This is a genomic window from Gordonia liuliyuniae, from assembly GCF_021738805.1.
GTDB classification, from domain to species: domain Bacteria; phylum Actinomycetota; class Actinomycetes; order Mycobacteriales; family Mycobacteriaceae; genus Gordonia; species Gordonia liuliyuniae.
Window position 1 is genome coordinate 153,327 of sequence record NZ_JAKKOR010000006.1, and the last position, 20,708, is coordinate 174,034.

The 20,708-nt window shown below is 68.2% G+C and carries 18 protein-coding genes and 1 tRNA gene; 8 read left to right on the plus strand and 11 right to left on the minus strand.

From position 1 onward, the window contains the following. Positions 1-10: 10 nt before the first annotated feature. Together L5G33_RS08705 and L5G33_RS08710 are read right to left on the minus strand one after the other, a co-directional pair. A complete protein-coding gene (locus tag L5G33_RS08705) occupies positions 11-2,098 on the minus strand; it encodes an ArnT family glycosyltransferase (RefSeq protein WP_372476876.1) in 2,088 nt (695 codons plus the stop codon). Next, positions 2,095-3,348, minus strand: coding sequence for a bifunctional glycosyltransferase family 2/GtrA family protein (locus L5G33_RS08710; RefSeq protein ID WP_236997779.1), 1,254 nt, complete (start codon positions 3,346-3,348; stop codon positions 2,095-2,097). Before L5G33_RS08710 ends, L5G33_RS08705 begins: the two co-directional genes overlap by 4 nt. A gap of 226 nt (positions 3,349-3,574) precedes the next feature. On the opposite strand from L5G33_RS08710, the gene L5G33_RS08715 reads away from it, so the two are divergent. Continuing rightward, positions 3,575-5,818: a RecQ family ATP-dependent DNA helicase gene (locus tag L5G33_RS08715; protein WP_236997780.1), complete on the plus strand. Its 2,244-nt coding sequence runs from the start codon at positions 3,575-3,577 to the stop codon at positions 5,816-5,818. A gap of 14 nt (positions 5,819-5,832) precedes the next feature. On the opposite strand, the gene L5G33_RS08720 is transcribed toward L5G33_RS08715, so the two are convergent. From L5G33_RS08720 to L5G33_RS08745, 6 genes are read right to left on the minus strand one after another with little or no spacing between them, the layout of a single operon-like run. Beyond that, entirely contained in the window at positions 5,833-6,258 is a 426-nt protein-coding gene (locus tag L5G33_RS08720) for an HIT family protein (protein WP_236997781.1), read from the minus strand. A 9-nt stretch (positions 6,259-6,267) separates the two neighbouring features. Beyond that, positions 6,268-7,695, minus strand: a complete 1,428-nt coding sequence (locus tag L5G33_RS08725; RefSeq protein WP_236997814.1) for a sensor histidine kinase — start codon at positions 7,693-7,695, stop codon at positions 6,268-6,270. Positions 7,696-7,721: 26 nt separating this feature from the next. Next, complete coding sequence (locus L5G33_RS08730; RefSeq protein WP_236997782.1) at positions 7,722-8,426, minus strand: response regulator transcription factor; 705 nt, start codon at positions 8,424-8,426, stop codon at positions 7,722-7,724. A gap of 24 nt (positions 8,427-8,450) precedes the next feature. Further along, on the minus strand, positions 8,451-9,689 hold the full coding sequence (locus tag L5G33_RS08735; RefSeq protein WP_236997783.1) for a winged helix DNA-binding domain-containing protein: 1,239 nt from the start codon (positions 9,687-9,689) through the stop codon (positions 8,451-8,453). Beyond that, positions 9,686-10,087: a RidA family protein gene (locus tag L5G33_RS08740; RefSeq protein ID WP_236997784.1), complete on the minus strand. Its 402-nt coding sequence runs from the start codon at positions 10,085-10,087 to the stop codon at positions 9,686-9,688. Before L5G33_RS08740 ends, L5G33_RS08735 begins: the two co-directional genes overlap by 4 nt. Beyond that, positions 10,084-11,655 carry a carboxylesterase/lipase family protein gene (locus L5G33_RS08745; RefSeq protein WP_236997785.1) on the minus strand — a complete coding sequence of 524 codons (1,572 nt, stop codon included), beginning with the start codon at positions 11,653-11,655 and terminating at the stop codon, positions 10,084-10,086. Before L5G33_RS08745 ends, L5G33_RS08740 begins: the two co-directional genes overlap by 4 nt. Before the next feature lie 71 nt (positions 11,656-11,726). Between L5G33_RS08745 and L5G33_RS08750 the strand changes: the two genes are divergently transcribed. Continuing rightward, positions 11,727-12,224 (plus strand): GyrI-like domain-containing protein, encoded by a 498-nt coding sequence (locus L5G33_RS08750; protein ID WP_236997786.1) that lies wholly within the window; start codon positions 11,727-11,729, stop codon positions 12,222-12,224. A 29-nt stretch (positions 12,225-12,253) separates the two neighbouring features. On the opposite strand, the gene dprE1 is transcribed toward L5G33_RS08750, so the two are convergent. Both dprE1 and L5G33_RS08760 read right to left on the minus strand, forming a co-directional pair. Then, complete coding sequence (gene dprE1 / locus L5G33_RS08755; RefSeq protein WP_236997787.1) at positions 12,254-13,672, minus strand: decaprenylphosphoryl-beta-D-ribose oxidase; 1,419 nt, start codon at positions 13,670-13,672, stop codon at positions 12,254-12,256. 149 nt (positions 13,673-13,821) lie between these two features. Then, positions 13,822-13,896 (minus strand) — tRNA-Thr (locus L5G33_RS08760). A gap of 116 nt (positions 13,897-14,012) precedes the next feature. Here L5G33_RS08760 and L5G33_RS08765 point away from each other — a divergent pair. Genes L5G33_RS08765 through otsB form a run of 5 tightly spaced genes read left to right on the plus strand, consistent with a single transcriptional unit; the run spans position 14,013 to position 18,689 of the window. Beyond that, positions 14,013-15,479: a threonine/serine exporter family protein gene (locus L5G33_RS08765; RefSeq protein ID WP_236997788.1), complete on the plus strand. Its 1,467-nt coding sequence runs from the start codon at positions 14,013-14,015 to the stop codon at positions 15,477-15,479. 40 nt (positions 15,480-15,519) lie between these two features. Continuing rightward, positions 15,520-16,290 carry a MerR family transcriptional regulator gene (locus tag L5G33_RS08770; RefSeq protein ID WP_236997789.1) on the plus strand — a complete coding sequence of 257 codons (771 nt, stop codon included), beginning with the start codon at positions 15,520-15,522 and terminating at the stop codon, positions 16,288-16,290. 24 nt (positions 16,291-16,314) lie between these two features. Beyond that, positions 16,315-16,482, plus strand: a complete 168-nt coding sequence (locus L5G33_RS08775) for a hypothetical protein (protein WP_236997790.1) — start codon at positions 16,315-16,317, stop codon at positions 16,480-16,482. A 6-nt stretch (positions 16,483-16,488) separates the two neighbouring features. After that, positions 16,489-17,910 (plus strand): alpha,alpha-trehalose-phosphate synthase (UDP-forming), encoded by a 1,422-nt coding sequence (locus L5G33_RS08780; RefSeq protein ID WP_236997791.1) that lies wholly within the window; start codon positions 16,489-16,491, stop codon positions 17,908-17,910. Beyond that, complete coding sequence (gene otsB, locus L5G33_RS08785) at positions 17,907-18,689, plus strand: trehalose-phosphatase (protein ID WP_372476877.1); 783 nt, start codon at positions 17,907-17,909, stop codon at positions 18,687-18,689. Before L5G33_RS08780 ends, otsB begins: the two co-directional genes overlap by 4 nt. A gap of 76 nt (positions 18,690-18,765) precedes the next feature. Here otsB and L5G33_RS08790 read toward each other — a convergent pair whose 3' ends face one another. Continuing rightward, a complete protein-coding gene (locus tag L5G33_RS08790; protein ID WP_236997792.1) occupies positions 18,766-19,530 on the minus strand; it encodes an SDR family oxidoreductase in 765 nt (254 codons plus the stop codon). Positions 19,531-19,586: 56 nt separating this feature from the next. On the opposite strand from L5G33_RS08790, the gene L5G33_RS08795 reads away from it, so the two are divergent. Then, a complete protein-coding gene (locus L5G33_RS08795; RefSeq protein WP_236997793.1) occupies positions 19,587-20,687 on the plus strand; it encodes an ROK family transcriptional regulator in 1,101 nt (366 codons plus the stop codon). The last annotated feature ends 21 nt before the right edge of the window (positions 20,688-20,708 follow it).

The following is a 20,708-nucleotide window of genomic DNA, read 5'->3' on the forward strand; positions in this document are numbered from 1 at the left end:
GCGCCGGAGGTCAGTCTGTGTCGCCACTCAGGTCGTACAGCGTCGCGCCGTCGACCGTCGTCGAGGTGAACGTGGATTCAACCCAATCCGTGATCTCGGACGCAGTGCCCTCCCTGCTCCCGAACCCACCTCCGCCACCGCCGATGAAGTAGTGGATCTTCCCGTCGACGACGAGCTGTTTGAACTCGGCGAGGGTCGGCGACGGATCGGTCCCGTTGAAGCCGCCGATCGGCATCACCGAATAGCCGGTCGCGATCTGGTAACCGGAGGCCTCGTTCGATCCGATCGCTGCGGCTATCCACGTGTAGTCGTCAGCGTCTTCGCGCAGGAGGGCGGTGAGCTTCTCCGTCGGCTCCGAGCTGCTGAGCAGTCCACCACCGCCCATGGCACCGAACTCGCCTCCGCCTGACATTCCGGGCGGCCCGCCGCCTGACGTTCCGGGCGGCCCGCCGCCTGACGTTCCGGGCGGCCCGCCGCCGGGCATCTGACCGGGCGACATCTGGCCGCCGGGCATTCCGCCCCGGTGACCCCCACCCGGACCGTGCCCTCCCGGGCCGCCGGGGCCACCGGTCTGCGGTCCCGCGCTGATGATCGATCCGTCCTTCGCCGTCGCGACGGTGTCGAGCGTGTACGCGGTCGGACCGGCGAGACCAACGAGAATCGCGCCGGCCGCAGCGCCGACGGCGAGCCGCCGCTGCCGCGCCGAAACGCCGCCGACGAGCAGCAGTGCCCCGGCCACGACACCGCCCACCAGGACCACCCATCGGAGCCACGGAAGGAACTCGGACGAGCGGGCCAGGAGCGTAAATCCCCACCCTGCCGTCCCCCAGGTCGTGACTGCGAAGACCGCCCGAATCCACAGCTTCTCTCGCTGTGGCCAGAGGATCGCGACCGATCCGGCGACGACGGCGCCGATCGCGGGCGCCAACGCCGCGGTGTAGTAGCTGTGGAAAATGCCAGCCATATAGCTGAAGGTGCCCGCCATCGAGACCAGCCATCCGGCGAAGAGTAGGAGGTAGGCGCGGCGACCGTCCGCGCGCGGTGCTCGACCGAGGACGACGAGAGCCCCGACGAGGGTGATGACCGCTGCCGGAATCAGCCAGGCGATCTGGCCGCCCTGTTCGGAGTCGAACATGCGCCAGAAGCCGGTCTCACCCCACATCCCGCCGCCCCCGCCGGGGCCGCCCCCAGCGCCGCCCCCGAAGCCTGCTTCGGCGAGTCGGCCGGTCTGCTCTCGGATTCCCTTACCGGGGACTACGCTTCCTTCCTCGTCGCCGGAGAGTCGGCCGAGGCCGTTGTATCCCAGTGTCAGTTCGAGGATCGAGTTGTTCGGTGAGCCGCCGATGTACGGCCTGCTCGACGCGGGCCACAGCGTGACGGCGAAAACCCACCATCCGGCGCCGACGATCAGCGAGCCGAGGGCGGCGAAGAGATGCCCGACGCGGCGCTTCCAACTGCCCGGCGCAGCCACGAAGTACACGATGACCATCGCGGGCACGATCAGCATCACTTCGAGCTGTTTGGCGAGGAAGCCGAAGCCGATCGCGACGCCTGCGGCGATCATCCACCGCAGGCGACCGGTCTCGATCGCCGTCAACAGGGCACCGCACGCCGCGATCATCAGGAGGATCAGTAGCGCTTCTGGGTTGTCGAAGCGGAACATCATCGCGGCGACCGGAGTCAGCGCGAGAACCGCGCCCGCACCGATGCCCGCCCAGTGCCCGAAGAGTCGACGGGTGATCACGTACAGCAGGAGGACCGACGCCACGCCCATCAGGGCTTCGGGGACGAGCACTGTCCACGAGTTCAACCCGAACACCCGCACGACGATCCCCGGGATCCACAGGGAGGCCGGCGGCTTGTCGACGGTGATGGAGTTGGCCATGTCGGACGAGCCGAAGAACCACGCCTTCCACGACTGCGAGCCGGCCTGGATCGCCGCCGTGTAGAACGAGTTCGCCCACCCGTTCGCCGACAGATTCCACAGGTAGAGGACGGCGGTGCCGACGAGGAGCACGGCGAGCGACCAGAGCGTCGCCCGCCGCGACGGCTCAGGCCGCTCGGCGGAGTCCGGCACGGTCGTGCCGGTGACGTTCACGCGACACCCGTGTTCGCAGCGCGTTCACGGCTCGCGAACAGCGTCCGCAGCCCGACGAAGCGCGTCGCGGTGGCGACGAGATTCGCGACGACCAGGATGGCGAGTTCTACGATGCGTCCGGCGTCAGGTGCGAAGCCGTGTAGGACGACGAGCGACAGCGCGGTGACGGCCCAGCCGAAGCCGAAGACGCAGAGTCCGACGAATTGATCGCGGACGACCCGCTCGGATCCTCGGACTCCGAAGGTGAACCGTCGGTTCACGGCGGTGTTCCCGACCGCGGTGACGGCGAGGGCGACGAAGTTCGCTGCCTGCGCGCCGAACACCGAGTGGAGCACCAAGTACAGCAGCGCATAGGCGAGGGTCGACGCGACGCCGACTGCGCAGAAGCGGACGAGCTGCCCGACCATTCCGTGCGGTGCACCGTCGACCTGAGGTCCGGCGTGGCGATCACGTCCGAGAGTCGCGCGCAGTTCGGCGATCGGGAGCGCTCCCCGTGCGAACGCCCATCCGATACGAGCACATCCACGCAGGTCGGCGAGCGCGGTGGCGACGATGTCCACCGAGCTGTCGGGATCATCTGTCCAGTCGACGGGCACTTCAGCGATCCGCAACCCCACCCGCTCGGCGAGCACCAGCAGTTCGGTGTCGAAGAACCATCCGGTGTCCTCCACATAGGGAAGGAGACGTCGCGCGACGTCGGTCCGCATCGCTTTGAATCCGCACTGTGCGTCGGAGAAGCGCGCGTGCATCGTCGTGCGCAGTAGAAAGTTGTAACACCGCGAGATGACTTCCCGTTTCGGTCCGCGGACGACTCGCGACGAGTGCGCGAGGCGGGTGCCGATCGCGATGTCCGAGTGCCCGGAGATCAACGGTGCGATCAACGGCATCAGGGCATTCAGGTCCGTCGACAGGTCGACATCGCAGTAGGCGACGATCTCGGCGTCGCTCGCTCGCCACACCTGGTTGAGCGCACCTCCACGCCCTTTCTGCGGGAGGTGGACCACCCGTACGTCGTCGTGCTGTTCGGCGAGACGTTCCGCGATTGCGAGGGTCCGGTCGGTGCTCGCATTGTCGGCGACGGTGACGCGGGCCGGGTAGGGGACGTGCTGCGCCAGGTGATCGCGGAGACGCTCGACGGCGGTCGCGATGTCGTCCTCCTCGTTGTAGACGGGGACGACGATGTCGAGGACCGGCGGGCGTGGCACTAGTGCGGCCTCGGCGGCCGGTGCGGAGGCGAGTGTTGTCTTCATGGCGACCACATTCGCCGCTCAACCTCCGACACCTCTGCGTTCGACCTGTGAAATCGCTGAGGCAGGCTCGCGCAGTCGGCTACCGCAGCGGGTAGGTGAGCGTCGCGTTGCCCGCACCCCACTAGCCCTCTCGACGGTGTTACCTGGTGACACCAACGAGAGGGTCAGTGGCGCTCCTGTGGATAACGCATTCGATCTCGTCACCGGTCGCCTATACCTTGGTCGCATGAGCACACCCACGGTTCTGACTGATGCCCAGCGATCTGTGGCCGACCGCGTGATCACCGCGCTCGCGGGGCCCGACGCCCGACTCCGCGATGACCAGGAGGCGGCGGTCGCGACGCTCGCGACTCCCGGTTCGCGCGCGCTCGTCGTGCAGGCCACCGGCTGGGGCAAGTCCGCCGTCTACTGGGCGGCGACCGCGGTGATCCGGGAGGCGGGCGGCGGCCCGACCCTGATCGTCTCGCCGCTCCTGTCGCTGATGCGCGACCAGGTCGCTGCCGCGAGCCGCGCCGGCCTGACCGCTGCGACGCTCAACTCCAGCAATGTCGACCAGTGGGCCGCCGTCGAGGGCGATCTGCTGGCCGGGAGCCTCGACGTCCTGTTGGTCTCGCCGGAGCGGCTCGCGAATCCCGGTTTCGGCGCTCGCGTCCTCCACGCGCTCGCGGGCCGGCTCGGTCTCGTCGTCATCGACGAAGCGCACGCCATCTCCGACTGGGGACACGACTTCCGGCCCGACTACCGCCGGGTGTCCGATGTGCTGCAGAACTTGAATCCGCAGACGTCGGTGCTCGCGACGACAGCGACCGCGAACCAGCGCGTGACCGATGACATCGCCGCTCAACTCGGCGCCGGGAGCGAAGCGAGCGGGCCGGATCAACTCGGCGCCGGGAGCGAAGCGAGCGGGCCGGATCAACTCGGCGCCGGGAGCGAAGCGAGCGGGCCGGATCAACTCGGCGCCGGGAGCGAAGCGAGCGGGCCGGATCAACTCGACCGCGAGGCCACGCTCGTTCTGCGCGGCGCACTGGCGCGGAAGTCGTTGCACCTCAACGTCGTCGATGGACTCTCACCGATTCAGCGGTACGGCTGGGTGGCGCAGGAGCTGCCGTTCCTGCCCGGCTCCGGCATCATCTACGTGTTGACGGTCGCCGATGCCGACCGGCTGGTCACCGCGATCCGCACCGTGTGGGGCGACGAACCCCGGGTGGCCGCGTACACCGGGCAGCTGCCGGCCGATGAGCGTCATGAGCTCGAAGACGCACTCCTGGACAACCGGGTGAAAGCGCTCGTCGCGACGTCCGCGCTCGGGATGGGTTTCGACAAGCCCGACCTCGGGTTCGTCGTCCACGTCGGGGCTCCGCCGTCACCGGTGTCGTACTACCAGCAGGTGGGTCGTGCGGGACGCGCCCTCGACGAGGCGGTAGTCGTTCTCCTCGCATCGCGGCTCGACGACTCGATCTGGGAGTATTTCGCGACGGCGACCATCCCCGACCCGAAGCGGATGAATCGGATCCTCGACGCGATGAACGAGGCGGGCGGGCCGGTGAGCGTGCCTAATCTGGAGTCGGCGACCGGTGTCCGGCGCGGCAAGGTCGAGTTGGCGGTGAAGCAGTTGGCCGTCGACGGCGTGGTCGAGCGGACGCCGGACGGGTGGGCGGCGACCGGCCGACCGTACGTCTACGACGCACCGCACTACGAGGGTGTCGTCGCGGTGCGCCAACGCGAAGCCGACATCATGCGGGCGTTCGTCCGCGGCGAACGCTGCCTGATGCGACTGCTCACCGAGTCGCTCGACGATCCGGCCGCCGACGACTGCGGCCGCTGCTCGGTGTGCCGAGGCGAACTCACTCCGGGGCTCAACGAGCGCCCCGACGACGAGACGGTCGCGACTCTGTCGGCCGTCCTCCGTCGCGACGCGCAGATCCTGGCGCCGCGCAAGATGTGGCCGGGCGGGTCGTTCGGTCGCCGCGGCCGGATCCCCGCCGAACTCGCGGCGGAGGCCGGGCGGGTCCTGGCCTTCGCTGACGCGCCGCAGTGGGGCGATGTGCTCGACGCCGCCAAGAACGGGGACGCGACCGCGCGAGACCGACTGTCGGAGTCCGCGGTCGCTGTCCTCGCGGATTGGGGACGGCGCGGTGGGATCCGCCCCGAGACGATCGTGTCCCTGGATCTGCGCGGCGGGGATCTGGCAGCCGATCTCGCCGAACGTCTCCGCAGCGTCGGACGACGCCCGGGCTCGGCGTATCCGGTCGTCGCTGGACCGGTCCCGAGCCGGGACGCCACGAGCGCGACGGAAGCAGCCTACTGGCGCGACCATCTGGGGTCGGCGCCGCCCGAGGTCGCTGGGCTGGCCGTGCTGCTCGTCGTCGACGAGACCTCGTCGGGGTGGGCGATCACGTTGGCCGCGGCGTCACTGCGCGAAGCGGGCGCCTCGGCCGTCTCCCCGATGCTCGTGCATCAGACTGCGTAGGTCATGGAAAGGGGTCAGTCGGCGACGTATTCGCCGTAGCCGAGGCTGTGGAGGCTGGCCCGGATCTTGGTCGCCGCGTCGTCGAGCGACTCGGGCGACGGATCCTGGTCGGCTTTCGACAGGTCGAAGCTCTCCAGCGAGTGAGCCGGGAACACGTGGATGTGCAGGTGTGGCACCTCCAGTCCGGCGATGAGCAGGCCCATCCGCGGTGCGTCGAACGCGTCTTTCACTGCGCGACCGACTTTCTGCGACACGTCCATGAGATGCGTGAACGTGGGCGTGTCGATCTGCTCCCAATGGTCGATCTCTTTGCGCGGCACCACGAGCACGTGTCCCGGTGTGACCGGATTTATCGTCATGAACGCGACGGACTGGCCGTCCTTCCAGACGAAACGCCCGGGCAGATCTCCGTTGATGATGTGCGTGAATACCGAAGCCATGCCCCGACCTTACTGCCGTCCGCCCGTGCCCGCGGACTCGTCCGTGTCCGTGGCCGACTCCCTGGTGCGCGCGAGCGCGAACCAGAAGCAGGCACCCTCCCCCGGCTCGGAACGCACGCCCACGCGGCCTCCGTGCGCGTGCACGAGGGCCGCCACGATCGACAGTCCCAGTCCGCTGCCCGATCCGGCCTCCTCGCGGTGGCGTGACGGGTCGCCGCGGTAGAAGCGTTCGAAGATGTGGTCGCGTTCGACCGCAGTGAGTCCTGGACCGTGGTCTAGGACGGCGACGACGACGTCGGGGCCGTCGACCTTCGCCGACACGGTGATGGAGCCACCGGTGTGTGCGATCGCGTTCCCGACGAGGTTTCCGAGGACCTGCCGCAGTCGCAACCGGTCGCCCGCCACCGTCGTCACCGGGTCTAACCCGACGATGTCGAGGTCGATGTCCCGACCCGGAGCGGACACTCGCGCCGCCTCGACCGAGTCGACGAGTACCGGAAGCACTTCGACCGGTTCGATGGCCAGTGGCCGCTGCGCGTCGAGTCGGGCGAGCACGAGGAGGTCTTCGACGAGCATCGTCATCCGGTCGGCTTCGCCGGAGATCCGACGGACCGCGTCGTCAGGATCCGGTGCGGCGCCGATCGACATGAGGTCGGCGAACCCCTTGATCGATGTCAGCGGCGTCCGCAGTTCGTGTGAGGCGTCCGCGACGAATCGGCGCATCTTCTCTTCCGAGGCACGAGCCTGCTGTTCGGAGGCCTCGGTCGCCGCGAACGCTCCCTGGATCTGGGCGAGCATCGCGTTGACCGACTCGCCGAGGCTTCCCACCTCGGTGTTCACTGGGCGCGCCGGGACACGTTGGTGAAGGTCGCCTCCTGCGATGGCGTGCGCGGTCTCCTCGACGCGACGCAGCGGCCGCAGGCTGGTCCGCACCAGGAGATAGCTGAGGACGCCGATCACGGTCAGGACGATGCAGCCGACCCCGACCTGCAGCCAGATCAGCCGGGTCATCGTCGCGTCGATGTCGGTCAACGGCATCGCGACGACGCTGGACGTCCCGTTCAAGACACGTTTGACGACCCGCCAGTTGGGGCCGGACCCTTCCGAGCCGACGGTGCGCGGTGCCGCGTCGCCGTCGGGCAGGGACGACAGGTCGGGGGCCGAGCCGTAGTCGTTGAAGGTGATCTGGAACCCGTTCGGGAGGGAGGCCGCGACGAAGTACTGCGACGGCGGGCGCCGCAGGCCGGGCGGCCCCGGAGAGTCGTCCTCACGGGGCCCGTGCGGCTGCGCCCAGCCGTTGACCGCGTCGATCAGCTCCCCGTCGGCACGGGAGGTGAGGTCGCTGCGCATCGCCGAGGTGACGGCGATGCCGGACGCCCCGAGACCGACGAGCACCAGGATCACCGTCAACAGAACGAGAGTCACCCGCAACGGCATCGCCCGCAGGCGTGCTGCGAGCGCGTTCACGTGCGTGGCTCGCGCATCACGTACCCGACGCCGCGAAGGGTGTGGATGAGCCGTTGCGGGCCCGTGTCGATCTTGCGTCGCAGGTACGAGACATACGATTCGACGACGTTCACGTCGCCGCCGAAATCGTAGTTCCACACGTGGTCGAGGATGCGCGGCTTGGACAGCACCGTCCCCGCGTTCACCATGAAGTAGCGCAACAGCGTGAACTCGGTCGGCGACAGCGCGACGAGATCCCCGTCCTTGAACACTTCGTGTGTGTCCTCGTCCAACTCGATGTCGGCGAAGACGATGCGTGACGGTTCGGTCGCCTTGTCGCCGTGGCCGTTGCGACGCAGCAGGACGCCGATCCGTGCGACGACCTCTTCCAGGCTGAACGGTTTCGTCACGTAGTCGTCGCCGCCGATGGTGAGGCCGTTGATCTTGTCTTCGACAGAGTCGCGGGCCGACAGGAACAGCGCGGGCGCCGCGACGCCGTCCGCGCGTAGCCTACGCAGCAGGCCGAATCCGTCCATTCCCGGCATCATCACGTCGAGGATGAGGACGTCGGGCTTGTAGGTGCGTGCGATGTCGATGGCCGCGGGCCCGTTCGCCGCTGTCCGCACTTCGTGTCCCTGGAACTTCAACGACACGGACAGCAGTTCTCGGATGTTCTCCTCGTCGTCGACGACAAGAATCTTGGCGGCAGGGGTCTCGCTCATACCAACCGATGATGCCCCTGCCGCCTACTCTCCCGCTGGCCGAACCCTGGGAGCTTCCTGTGAACGCGAGTCGCTAGTGTCGCGTGTCGAGGTCTTTCTCATCAGCGGCGATGCGAACGCCCCCTGAGCGAGGCGGACTCCCCCCAACCACTGCTCCAACTCGTCGGCGCGCGCTGTCAACGCCCGCACCGCTTCGACCGGAACCTCTTGCAGCAGTTGGACGCGGACCCGGCCGTCCTCTTGCACCCACCCTCCGACGATCCGCCCGTCCCACCATGCCGTCTGACCGCCGTTGCCGTTGCTGTCGAACAAGTGCGGGACGTGGGCGTCGTCGAGGTAGAAGCGCCGCTGTTTGTACCCCATCGTCGTCGGATCGAGTCCCGGAAGCAGCAGTGCCCGCGGAGCCACCTGCTCGACGGGGCCGGCGTCGTCGGCGAGCAGGTATCCGACGTCACCGGACTCCAGATCCACTTCGATGACGTCGAGTGCGGCGAGCGCTGCCCGGACGGCGGACTTGGTTGACCCGAGCCACCAGACGAGGTCGGTCTCGGTGCCAGGCCCGAACGCTCGCAACCAGCGCGCGATCAGATCGCGGTGGCCGTCGACCGGGGTCACCTCGGCGAGCGGCTCACCGAGCCACGATGTCATCGACGTCCACCCCGGTCGGGACACGAACCATTCGGCTCGGTTGGTTCCGCGGACGACGTCGCCCGCGGCGGCCATGTGGTTGAGCAGCCGCGGCAGCATCGGCGACGGTCCGCCGTACTTCTTGCCGACGTCCCGCAGAATCGATAGGTCGTAGTCGGGCAACGCCTTCCGCACCTGTGCAGCGGTTAGTTCGGTGCCGTCCAACAGTGCGAGGACGGCGGATCGCGCGTCGGCGATCCACTGCTCCGGGTCGGCGGGGCCGTCGTCCCGCCGAAGATCGCGCAGCAGGCTGGTCCGCTCGGACGCGGCCACTCGGCTCCCGACTGCGCCGACGGCGTCGGCCAGGACCGGCCGACTCATCACGAACAGCGTCCGGCGCATGGCGAGTTGTTTGACGACGGTGCGGGCGTCGTAGAGCGCGGTGTCGACCGTTGCGGGCAGAGTCTGCGGGCTGCGCGCCCACACCGACAGGTGCACGGTCGACGCGGTGGTCGCGTGGAGGCCGACGACGGCGTCGGCCACGTCGACGACGTCGCGCGTCGTATCGTCGGCCAACAACTGCCGTCGCTGGAGGCGGCTGCGACGTTGAGCGTCGTCGACGAACGGACGACTCATCGGACTGCTGCCACGGCGTCGAGTTCGACGCGCTGCCCGGGATACGGCAGCACGGTGACCGCCACCATGACGGCGGGCGGGATGTCGGCACCGAACTCCGGGGCGAGCACCTGCCAGACGGCGGCGAGGTCCGTCCGATCGGAGGTGGCGACGTAGACGGTCAGTTTGACGATGTCGCCGATCGTCGCGCCGCGCTCGGCGAGCAGCTTCGTCAGCAGCGCGACAGTGTGCCCGGTCTGCGCCACGGGATTGTCGGGAGCGACGACCTCGCCGTCCCGATCCAACGGCGACACCCCGGCGGTGAAGAGCACCGAACCGTCGAGAACCTCTGCGCTATAGGCGAATCCGCCGTCGAACAATGCCTGTGAACCGTGCCTGCGCACGTGTGGGTAAGTCATCGGAAACTCAGCACCTCCTCACCCCATGCTTGCAGCAATGCGTCGTCGAGACCGACTGATGCCGTGTCGTGCGCGCCGATGCGCAACGACGCGTGCCGGTCGTCGGTGTACGGCTCCCACCGGGCTTCATCACTGCCGTCGCCGATTCGGGGGTCGCCGGACGCCGCGAAGTTGAGCCAGCGACGCTGTACGCGGCGACACACGTCGTCGCCGGTCTGGCGGCCGCCGAGTCGATACATCGGGTCGCGTTTGGTGGATGTCGGATTGCCCCACACGTACGGCAGTTCGGTGGCGTGCGCCGCGCCGAAGCCGATGAATCGGAGCAACGGAGTCGCCCAGTCGAACCGGTACAGGTGCACCGGCGCCTGTCGGTGGTGGGCTTCGGTGATCCACAGCGCGGGCATCCGGAACCCGATGTCGCGCGAGATGGCCATGCTCCGCACCCGCGTCTTCACATGCTGATACGAGTCGTCGAGGTGGTCGGGTTCGGGCAGCGGGAGCTCCGGCTGTTCGGTGCCGATGTGCGCGAACATCGCGTCGACGTGCTCGGACTTGACCGGCATCAGCGGCGACGACATCCATTTGAACAGGGATGTCTCGTGCCGGTTGGTACCGATCAGCAGAGGCACCGGCAGCGCACCGTCGCTGTCGTAGACCCGCAGCGGATCGTCGGGTATCAGATCGCCGTCGATCACCGGTGTGTGCGCGATGGTTCCTGGGAAGTCTCGCGGGACGTCGAGGAACGCGCGCTGCGATCCGGCGACGAGCGCGCCGACCGGGACGCTGCGCAGCATGCCCGGCCGTACCCGGTCCGGTGGCATGGGCGCGAGCATCAGCTCGGCGTACTTCTCCGCTCGTTCGCGTCCGTACACGCTGGTGGCGGGCGAACTCTGCGCTATCGCCCGGTGGATCAGGCCGTCGGCCGCGGGCATGGTGAGGAGGGTGGTGACGATGCCGCCGCCCGCCGACTCGCCGAACACGGTGACGTTCGACGGATCGCCGCCGAACCCGGCGATGTTCCGGTTCACCCATCCCAATGCGGCCAGGACGTCGGACATCCCACAGTTGGCCTCGTACGTCTGGTCGGCCGTCGACCACGCCGACAGGTCGGTGAAGCCGAACGCGCCCATCCGATAGTTGACGGTCACGATCACGGTCGGGGTGCCCGCACTGTTGCCGGTCGTGATCAACGAGGCCGGGTTGTACATCGGCTGGGAGCCTGCGCCGCACAGATAGGCTCCGCCGTGGATCCACACCATGACGGGGAGTTCCGCGTCGCTCGCCGCCGCCCCGCGCGGCGTCGCGACGTTCAGGTAGAGGCAGTCCTCTTCTTGCCGAGTGCCTGCCGCGAGCTCGACCACCTGCATCACTGGTTGTGGGCAGACGGGACCGAACGTGTCCGCGGGGATGACGTCGGCGTGGTACGCGGGTTCGACGGCGTGCCGCCACCGCAGTTCGCCGACCGGTGGCCGCGCGTAGGCGATCCCCTTCCAGACGTCGACGGATTCGCTGGCGATGCCTCGGATCGGTCCGTTGGACGTGTCGACGACCAGATCATCGGAGTTCACAGTCCCATTGTGCCGTCACCGGCACCGGCCTGCAGTGCGAGCGCATCGGGGCGTCCGTACGCTCTGTTGGCATGAGCATCCCGCTGTTCTTTCGTGACGACTCGTTCCTGCAGCCCATGGAAGTGACGCTGCCCGACGGGATCGCCGTCGTCACTCAGAAGTTCTACGACGTCCGGCTCGAGGACCTGCGGGAGATTTTCGACGAGTCGTTCCACACGCTCGCGCAGACGCGGCCCGCTGGCCCCGGCTACGCGATGTATGAGGGCGACCCGACCGACGTGTTCGACCTGACGCTCGGCTTCCCGGTTGACGCGCCGGTCGACACCGTCGACTTCGGCGACCCCGATAACCCGCACGACATCGCCAACGAGGTGTTCCCGTCCGGCAAGGCGTTGATCATGAGCCACATCGGCGGCTTCGACGGTCTCGGCTCGGCGTGGGAGGCGCTGATGGAGGTGCACGAGGCCAACGGCGGGTCGACGCCCCGCGCGACGATCGAGATCTACGTAAACGATCCGTCGTCGACCCCGCAGGAGGATCTGCGGACCGACCTGATCGCCCTGTACTAGGCCGTCTCACCCTGCGCTGAGGCCTCCTCTCACACGAGGTTCAACCGTTTCGCCATGTCGGAGACGAACACCCCCGTCGGGTCGATGCGGCGGCGCACCGCGATCCACTCGTCCAACCGCGGATACATCGCGCGGAAGGTGGCGGGCGATGTCGCCGAGTCCTTCGCCGAGTAGAGACGTCCGCCCGCGTCGAGGACGCGGCGGTCCAGGTCGGCGACGAGGCGGTCAAGTCCACGGCTGATTGCGAAGTCGAACGTCGCGGTCATGCCGGCTGTCGGGAACGACAGCGGCGCGCGGTTGCCGTCGCCGAACATTTTGAGGACGTTGAGGAAGCTCGCGTGCCCGGAGCGTCGCACGGCGCGCAGCAGCGGACCGAACGCTTCGAGGTTCTCCGGCGGAATCACGAACTGGTACTGCAGGAATCCTTTCCGACCGTAGAAGCGATTCCACTCCCCCATGATGTCGAGCGGGTGCAGGAACCCGGTGATGTTGTGGATTTTGTCGGTGAACGTCGAACCGGTGCGGAAGTACGCTTCACTCATCAGACCGAACGTGTACCGGTTGCCGAGCCCGCTCGGGAAGACGTCGGGCACCGTCAGATATTGCGGGGCGTCGAACGTCAGCGGATTCTTCCGCAGCTTCGCGGGCAGTTCTTCGACGGTCGCGAGCCGACCGCGCGTGAAGAAGCCGCGACCGAGCCTGGGTTCCTTGCTGACCGCGTCGAACCAGCCCGCACTGTAGTCCGCGGAGTCGCCCCACCCGTTGCGATGCAGGTCGATCGTCTCTTCCACGCTGGTGGTGACGACACCGTCAGCGAGAAAGTACGCGCTGTCGGTGCGCTGCACCCGCAGACGCGCACGCAGGATGATGCCGGTGAGGCCGAGTCCGGCGACCGTCGCCCAGAACAGCGATCCGTCGGGGTCGTCGGGCGATCCATCCGGCGTCAGGGTGAGGATGCGGCCGTCGGCGACCAGTAGATCGACGTCGACAACCTGGTCGCCGAAGCTGCCGGTGCTGTGGTGGCTCTTGCCGTGGATGTCGTGGGCGATCGCCCCGCCGACAGTGACCTGTCGGGTCCCCGGCAGCACCGGCAGCCACAACCCGAGCGGGACGAGCGTCCGCAGCAGCCGGTCGAGACTCACGCCTGCGTCGACGTCGACCACCAGTTCCTCTCCGTCGATCCGGTGGATCCGATCGAGTGCGGTCATGTCGATGGTGAGGCCCGCTCGATTCTGCGCCGACTCGTTGTACGAGCGTCCCAGCCCTCGCGCGATCACTCCGTGCCGTAGATATCTCGGCGCGTCGGGGCACTCGTCGGCCACCCGTTCGACGGCCCGCGCGATGGTGTCCACGTCGCGAGTCGCGAGCACCGCGGCGTGGACCCCGTTCGTTCTGGACCAACCGTCGATGAATCGGGTCTGCACGAAGTTGTCAGCTGTTGAACTCATGCGGCGAATCTACGGACGGCCGCTGAGAAGACCGTGCGAATCCGGTGTGAGCACAGTGCGTTCTGCACTAGAGACCTCGGCGATATGCCACGTCCATCACAGTGCGCAACGCACACGTTCCCTCCGGCGAACAACCGAAGGGAACGTGGTGGAGCCCCCTGTCAGGATTGAACTGACGACCGCTCGCTTACAAGGCGAGTGCTCTACCACTGAGCTAAGGAGGCGTGCGGGGTAAAAGTATAACGGTCGCCCGCCGCCCGGCCGGGACTAGCATCGTTTGCATAGCCGCGACACCACGCACCCACCCGTCTACCTACCGGACCGAGAGGAGGCCACGCACGTGCGTGCGTTCATCCGTCGAGGACTCAACCGAGTCCTCGGAACAGCCCAGGCCACGATCGACACGATCGAGCCGGGCAGCATCGTCGTCGCACCGCGCAAGCCGATCGCAATCGACGACGAAGCCGCGATCACCGAGGTCCTCGACCTCGCTGCCAAGATCGGCGCGGTCCTCCTCGACTCGGGGACCGGCGCGATCGATACTCGACGCCAGATCGAGTTCGTCGCGGGTATCTACGGTCTCGACGATGTCGACATCGACGTCACGTTCAACACGATCCTCGTGTGCGCGCAGCGCGGGAACAACCTGCCGCCGGTGACGTGTGTGCGCACCGTGTACGCGAGGTCGCTCGACTTCACCCGACTCGCACACGTCGACCGACTGGTCCGTCGCATCCGGCAACTCGCGATCACCCCTGCGACGGCGCACGGCATCGTCGACGAGATCACCCGGGCCCCGCACCCCTACCCGTACTGGATAGCGAACACGGGGTGGGGAGTGATGGCGTCGGGCATCTCGATCCTGCTCGGCGGCACCTGGATCGTCGGCATCACCGCGCTCATCACGACGATCGTCATCGTCACCCTCAACCGACGTCTCGCCCGAGTCGGGACCCCGATGTTCTTCCAACAGTTCGCGGGCGGATTCATCGCCATCGTGCCCGCGGCGCTGCTGTTTCACTGGCGGGACGCGCTCGGGCTCGACGACACGTTCGTGCCGTCCCAGATCATCGCGGCCGGCATCGTGGTGCTCCTGTCCGGGCTGTCGCTCGTCGGTTCGGTGCAGGACGCGATCACCGGAGCCCCGATCACCGGAACGGCGCGCTTCTGCGAAGTCGTCCTGTTGACCGGCGGCATCCTCGCAGGCGTCGCGTTGGGTCTGCGGATGACCGAGAGCTTCGGCGTCATCCTGCCCGGTCTCGGCACCCAGATGCCGTTCGGCCCAACCGACCTCGCCGCGCGCATCGTCGGCGGCGCGATCGCGGCCGGAGCGTTCGCCGTCGGTAGCTACGCCGAACGACGCGCCATCCCGGTCGCGTTCGGAGCGGGCGCCGTCGCGGCGGCGGTCGCGTTCGGTCTCGCCCTCACCGACTCCGGCACCATTCTCAGCTCGGCCGCGGCCGCAATCGTGGTCGGTCTCGTCGGTGGTCTCGCCGCCCGCCGGGCGCTCACCCCGCCGCTCGTCGTCGCCGTCGCTGGCATCACCCCGCTCCTGCCCGGCCTCTCGATCTACCGTGGCCTCTACGGAATCATGAGCGGCCAGTCGCTGATCGGGTTCGGTGAGGTCGCCGCCGCGTTGACGACCGGGTGCGCGCTCGCCGCCGGAGTCACCCTCGGCGAGTTCCTGGCCCGCTCCCTGCGGCGCCCGCGTCTTCCCAATGGCCTCATCCGCATACCGCAGCGACCTGACCTGCTTAAACCGGTGATGCGCCGGCCCGGCCGACACGGCACCGACATGAAGGCTTGACTCTCACGCGACGTGAGAGTCGACGATCGAAGGCGTGACGATGACACGCAAGGACGCCACCTGGACGGTGGGGCGGCTCGCCGACCGTTCCGGCGTGACGGTGCGGACCCTGCACCATTACGACGAGATCGGGTTGCTGCGCCCCACCGAACGGAGCAGCGCCGGATACCGCCTCTACACCGAGGCGGATCTGGTGCGGCTGCAACAGATCGTGGTGTACCGGCGGCTGGAGCTGCCGCTCGACGAGATCGCCGACCTGCTCGACGGTCCGGACGGAACCGTCGAGCATCTGCGCCGTCAGCGTGACGTCGTCGCGGCCAGGCGTGACGAGCTCGAGGTGCTCGTCGACGCGATCGATCAAGCATTGGAGCGAGAGATGAACAACCGACCGGCGACCGACGAGGACATGCGCGAACTGTTCGGGCACGGGTTCTCCGACGAGTACCAGGCCGAAGCACAAGAGCGGTGGGGAGACACCGACAGGTGGGCCCAGTCGCAGGCTCGGACCGCCCGCTACACGAAAGCCGACTGGGCGCAGATCAAAGACGAGCAGGACGCTACGAACGACGCGTTCATCGCGGCCAAGCGTGCGGGCGAACCGGCCGACGGCGACGTCGCGGTGGCGATCGCCGAACGCGCGCGAGGGCAGATGGACGAGCGGTTCTACGACTGCGACCACGAATTCCACCGCTGTCTGGGCGAGATGTACATCAGCGACCCGCGGTTCGCGGCGACGTACAACGACCTCGAACCGGGGTTGGCGCAGTACGTGCGCGATGCGATCGTCGCGAACGCGGACCGGAGCAGTTGAGCGGGGAAGGGTAGAATCTGCAGCATGCCTGCTAAGACAACTGATATCGCCGCAGACGACGAACTGGTGCCCGTGGCCGACGAGACCGCGCTGTCCGCGCGGCGCGTCGTCGCCGCATACGCGACGGACGCCGACGAATGCCGGATGCTCCTCTCGATGCTCGGAATCGCACCGGACGAGCCGGCCGCCTGAACCGGCATGGCTGACTTCGTCGTAGTCGCCAACCGCCTCCCGGTCGACAAACGTGTCGAGCCCGACGGGACCACCACGTGGAAGCGTGCGCCCGGCGGGCTCGTCACTGCATTGACTCCGACCCTGGCTTCGCGGTCGGGCGCGTGGGTGGGATGGAGCGGCGTCCCTGACTCGTCGGACGACCCCCGGATCGACGGAATCGGCATTCGATCGGTTCCGCTGTCGAGCGATGAGATCGCCGACTATTACGAGGGTTTCGCCAATTCGACCCTCTGGCCGCTCTACCACGATCTGCTCGTGGAGCCGGTCTTCGACCACGACTGGTGGACGACGTACGTGGTCGTCAACCGCAAGTTCGCCGAAGCCGCGTCGGAGGCGGCTGACGAGGGCGCGACCGTGTGGGTGCACGACTACCAGCTGCAGCTCGTCCCGTCGATGCTCCGCGAACTTCGCCCCGACCTGCGCATCGGCTTCTTCCTGCACATCCCGTTCCCCTCGTTCGAACTGTTCGCGCGCCTCCCCTGGCGTGAGGAGCTGCTCCGCGGTCTCCTCGGGGCCGACCTCGTCGGATTCCATCTGCCGGGCGGCGCCGAGAACTTCCTGACTCTGGTCCGCCGTGTCCTGAACTTGGACGCCTCGCGGGACCCCGTCGGTGTCCGCGACGGACTCGGCACCGTCCGAGACGGCTCACGCACCATCCGGGTCGGGTCGTTCCCGATCTCGATTGACGCCTCCGCGGTAGCCGAACAGGCCGCGGCGATGACCGACCGCGCTGCAGCGATCCGCGCCGAACTCGGCAACCCGTCGACGGTCCTGCTGGGGGTCGACCGACTCGACTACACGAAGGGCATCGACGTCCGGCTCGACGCGCTCGACGGTCTGTTCCGCGAAGGTCGACTCGACCCGGCCGACACCGTCCTGGTGCAGCTGGCCAGCCCGAGCCGGGAGCACGTCGACAGCTACATCGCGGTCCGCGACCGCATCGAGCGCTCGGTAGCGCACATCAACGGAACCCATGGCACGGTGAGCAGCCCCCCGGTCCGGTATCTACTCCAGCCCGTGCCGCGCGACGAACTGCTGGCGTACTTCCTCGCCGCCGACGTCATGCTCGTGACCCCGCTGCGGGACGGCATGAACCTGGTCGCGAAAGAGTATGCGGCGGCCCGCGCTGACCTCGGCGGTGCCCTCGTGCTCAGCGAGTTCACCGGGGCCGCAGCCGAAATGGAGCAGGCATACCTGGTGAACCCGTACGACGGACAGAATGTGCGCGACGTCGTGGTCCGCGCGGTGACCGACTCCCCCGAGGACCGTCGCGAGCGGATGGCCGTCCTGCACCAGCAGGTCCTCGACTTCGACGTCGACTTGTGGTCGCAGAGCTTCTTACAGTGCCTGTCGGGCGCCGCCGCCGCCAACGAAGCCGCCCGGTGAGTCCGACGTCTCGGGCGACGCCCCTCGGCGACGCACTCGCCGAGTTCGCGTCGCTCGATCGGGTGCTCATCGCATCCGACTACGACGGCTGCGTGTCGCCGATCGTGTCGCGTCCGGAGGACGCGGTGCCCGACCCGGCGTCTGCGGCGGCCCTGACTGCGGCCGCCGAACTCCCGAACACGTGGGCGGCGCTCGTGTCTGGGCGGGCCCGAGCCGACCTTGCAGCACTGTCCGGGCTCGGCGACCCGGTGACGCTCGTCGGCAGCCACGGAGCCGAGTTCGAATCCGGCTTCGACGAGCCGCTCACCGACGAGAAGCGGTCGCTTCTGGCATCGATAGTCACCGAATTCGACGCGATCACCGCTCGGTTCCCCGGCACCACTGTCGAGACGAAACCGGCGAGCGCCACGCTGCACGTGCGCAACGCGTCCGACGAGGACGCCCGGGCCGCGCTCGCGCTCGCCGTCGAGGGCCCCGCCTCATGGAAGGGCGTGGACGTCACTCACGGTAAGGCCGTCGTCGAACTCGCCGTAATCGAAACCAGCAAAGGGCATGCGTTGGACCGGCTTCGCGACCGCGTCCACGCCCAAGCCGTCTTGTACCTGGGTGACGACATCACCGACGAGAAGGCGTTCGCGCACCTTAATTTGCCCGGCGATGTCAGCGTCAAGGTCGGCGGCGGCGCGACCGCAGCCAAATTCCGAATCGCCGACACCGACGAGGTGGCGCAGGTCCTGGCAGCGGTCGTCGAGCTCCGTGCCGGGTTCGCCCGGTCGTAAGGCGACCGTGCCGGGTTCGCCCGGTCGTAAGGTGACCGTGCCGGGTTCGCCCGGTCGTAAGGCGACCGTGCCGGGTTCACCCGGTCTTGACGTTGCGGCGGGCGCTCGCCTGATCACGCGGCATGAGGACGATCTGGTCGAGGTTCACGTGCGGTGGGCGGGAGGCGGCGAACGCTATCACGTCGGCGACGTCGCCCGCAGTCAACGGGGTGAGTCCGCGGTAGACGGCGTCCGCTCGTTCGGCGTCTCCGTCGAATCGGACGAGGGAGAACTCGGTCTCGACCATGCCCGGCAGGATCTCGGTGAGCCGGATCGGCTTGCCCAACAGTTCCGGCCGCAACGTCCGGTGCAGCACCGACTGGCCGTGCTTGGCCGAAGTGTAGCCGGAGCCGTTGTCGTACGTCTCGATCGCCGCGATCGATGTGATGGTGACGATGAGTCCGTCGCCCGACGCCTCCAACAGCGGCAGCATGCCCTTCGTGACGCGCAGGGTGCCGATGACGTTCGTCTCCCACATCCACCGCCAGTCGTCGAGGTCTGCGTCCGCGACCGTCGCCAAGCCCTTCGCTCCGCCCGCGTTGTTGACCAGGACGTCCACCCGGTCGAGGGAGGCGATGAACTGCTCGACCGACTCGGCGTCCGTGACGTCGAGATGGTGTGCGCGACCGCCGATCTCTGCGGCCAGCGCCTCGATCCGCTCAGTGCGGCGGGCGCCGACGACGACGTGGTAGCCGTCGTGAGCCAATGCCCGCGCCGTCGCCTCGCCGATGCCCGAACTCGCGCCGGTCACCACCGCGACCTTGCGTTCGGACCCGTCTGCCGCCTGTGTTGAGATACCCATGAATCTAAAGTCTAAGAGACGGCCCGCCGCGGCGCCCGGCTGCTAGATTCGACGCCATGATCGGTAGCGGAGTGGTTCCGGCAAGTCTGCGCGTCGGAACCGGACCGACTGCGGCCGTCCTGCACGCGGTCCGCGTCCACGGGCCCGTCACTCGCGACCAGATCGTCGCCGCCGTCGACTTGTCGCCGGCGACCGTCAACCGGCAGGTCAACGCGCTCCTCGACGCGAAGCTCGTCAGCGAGCGGCCCGACCTCGTCGACCCCGGAGCCATCGGACGCCCCAAGCTGCCGTTGACGATCGATCGCGACCACTTCTGTGTGGCAGGCATGCACGTCGGCGCTCGGCGCACCGCGCTCGTCATCGCCGACCTGCGTGGCCGGACTCTGTATTCGCATGCTGTGCGGACCACCGACATCACCGATCTGTGCAGCCAGTTGAGCGAGCTCGCCGACCGCTTCTCCGGGCGCCGCGTGCTGTGGGGCGGTGTCGCGATCGGCGGTGCCGTCGACAGCGAGTCCGGCGTCGTCGACCATCCGATCCTCCGGTGGCGGCGCCAACCGCTCGGCGACGAACTGACCACGTCACTCGGCGTGCCGGTGTCGGTGTCCGAACACGTGCAGGCGATGGCCGCCGCCGAACTGATCCTGTCCGGTGCCATGGTCCGCGGACCCTCCGGACTGTTCTTCTACGCCCGCGAGACCGTCGGCATGGCGATGACCTTCGACGGCCAGGTGTATCAGCCCGCGCGCGGGGCCGGCACGATCGCCGGCCTGACCGTGGTCCCTGGAGCTCTCGCCGAGACAGCCGTCGCCCCGCTTCAATCGGTGATTGGCACCCAGGCGCTGGTCGACGCGGCCGTCCGCCTCGGCATCGAACCCGGTGCCAATCGGCTCGCCGACGAACGTGCCCGCGTCCTCGGGCAGGCGGTCGCTGCGATGCGCGACGTGGTGAACCCCGACGAGATCGTCGTGGCGGGCGACGCGTTCGCCGCCCACCCGCAGGGACTCGCGCCGGTGCAGGCCGCATTCGACGAGGCGACCAGGATCGACCGACCGCTCGAGATCGTCCCGACGTGTTTCGGTGTGCACGTCCCCGAGGCGGCAGCCGTCGCCGTCGCGCTGTCGGCCGTCTACGTCGATCCGTTGGCCGTGGTCTGAGAGTGTGATGCTCGCTCGCCT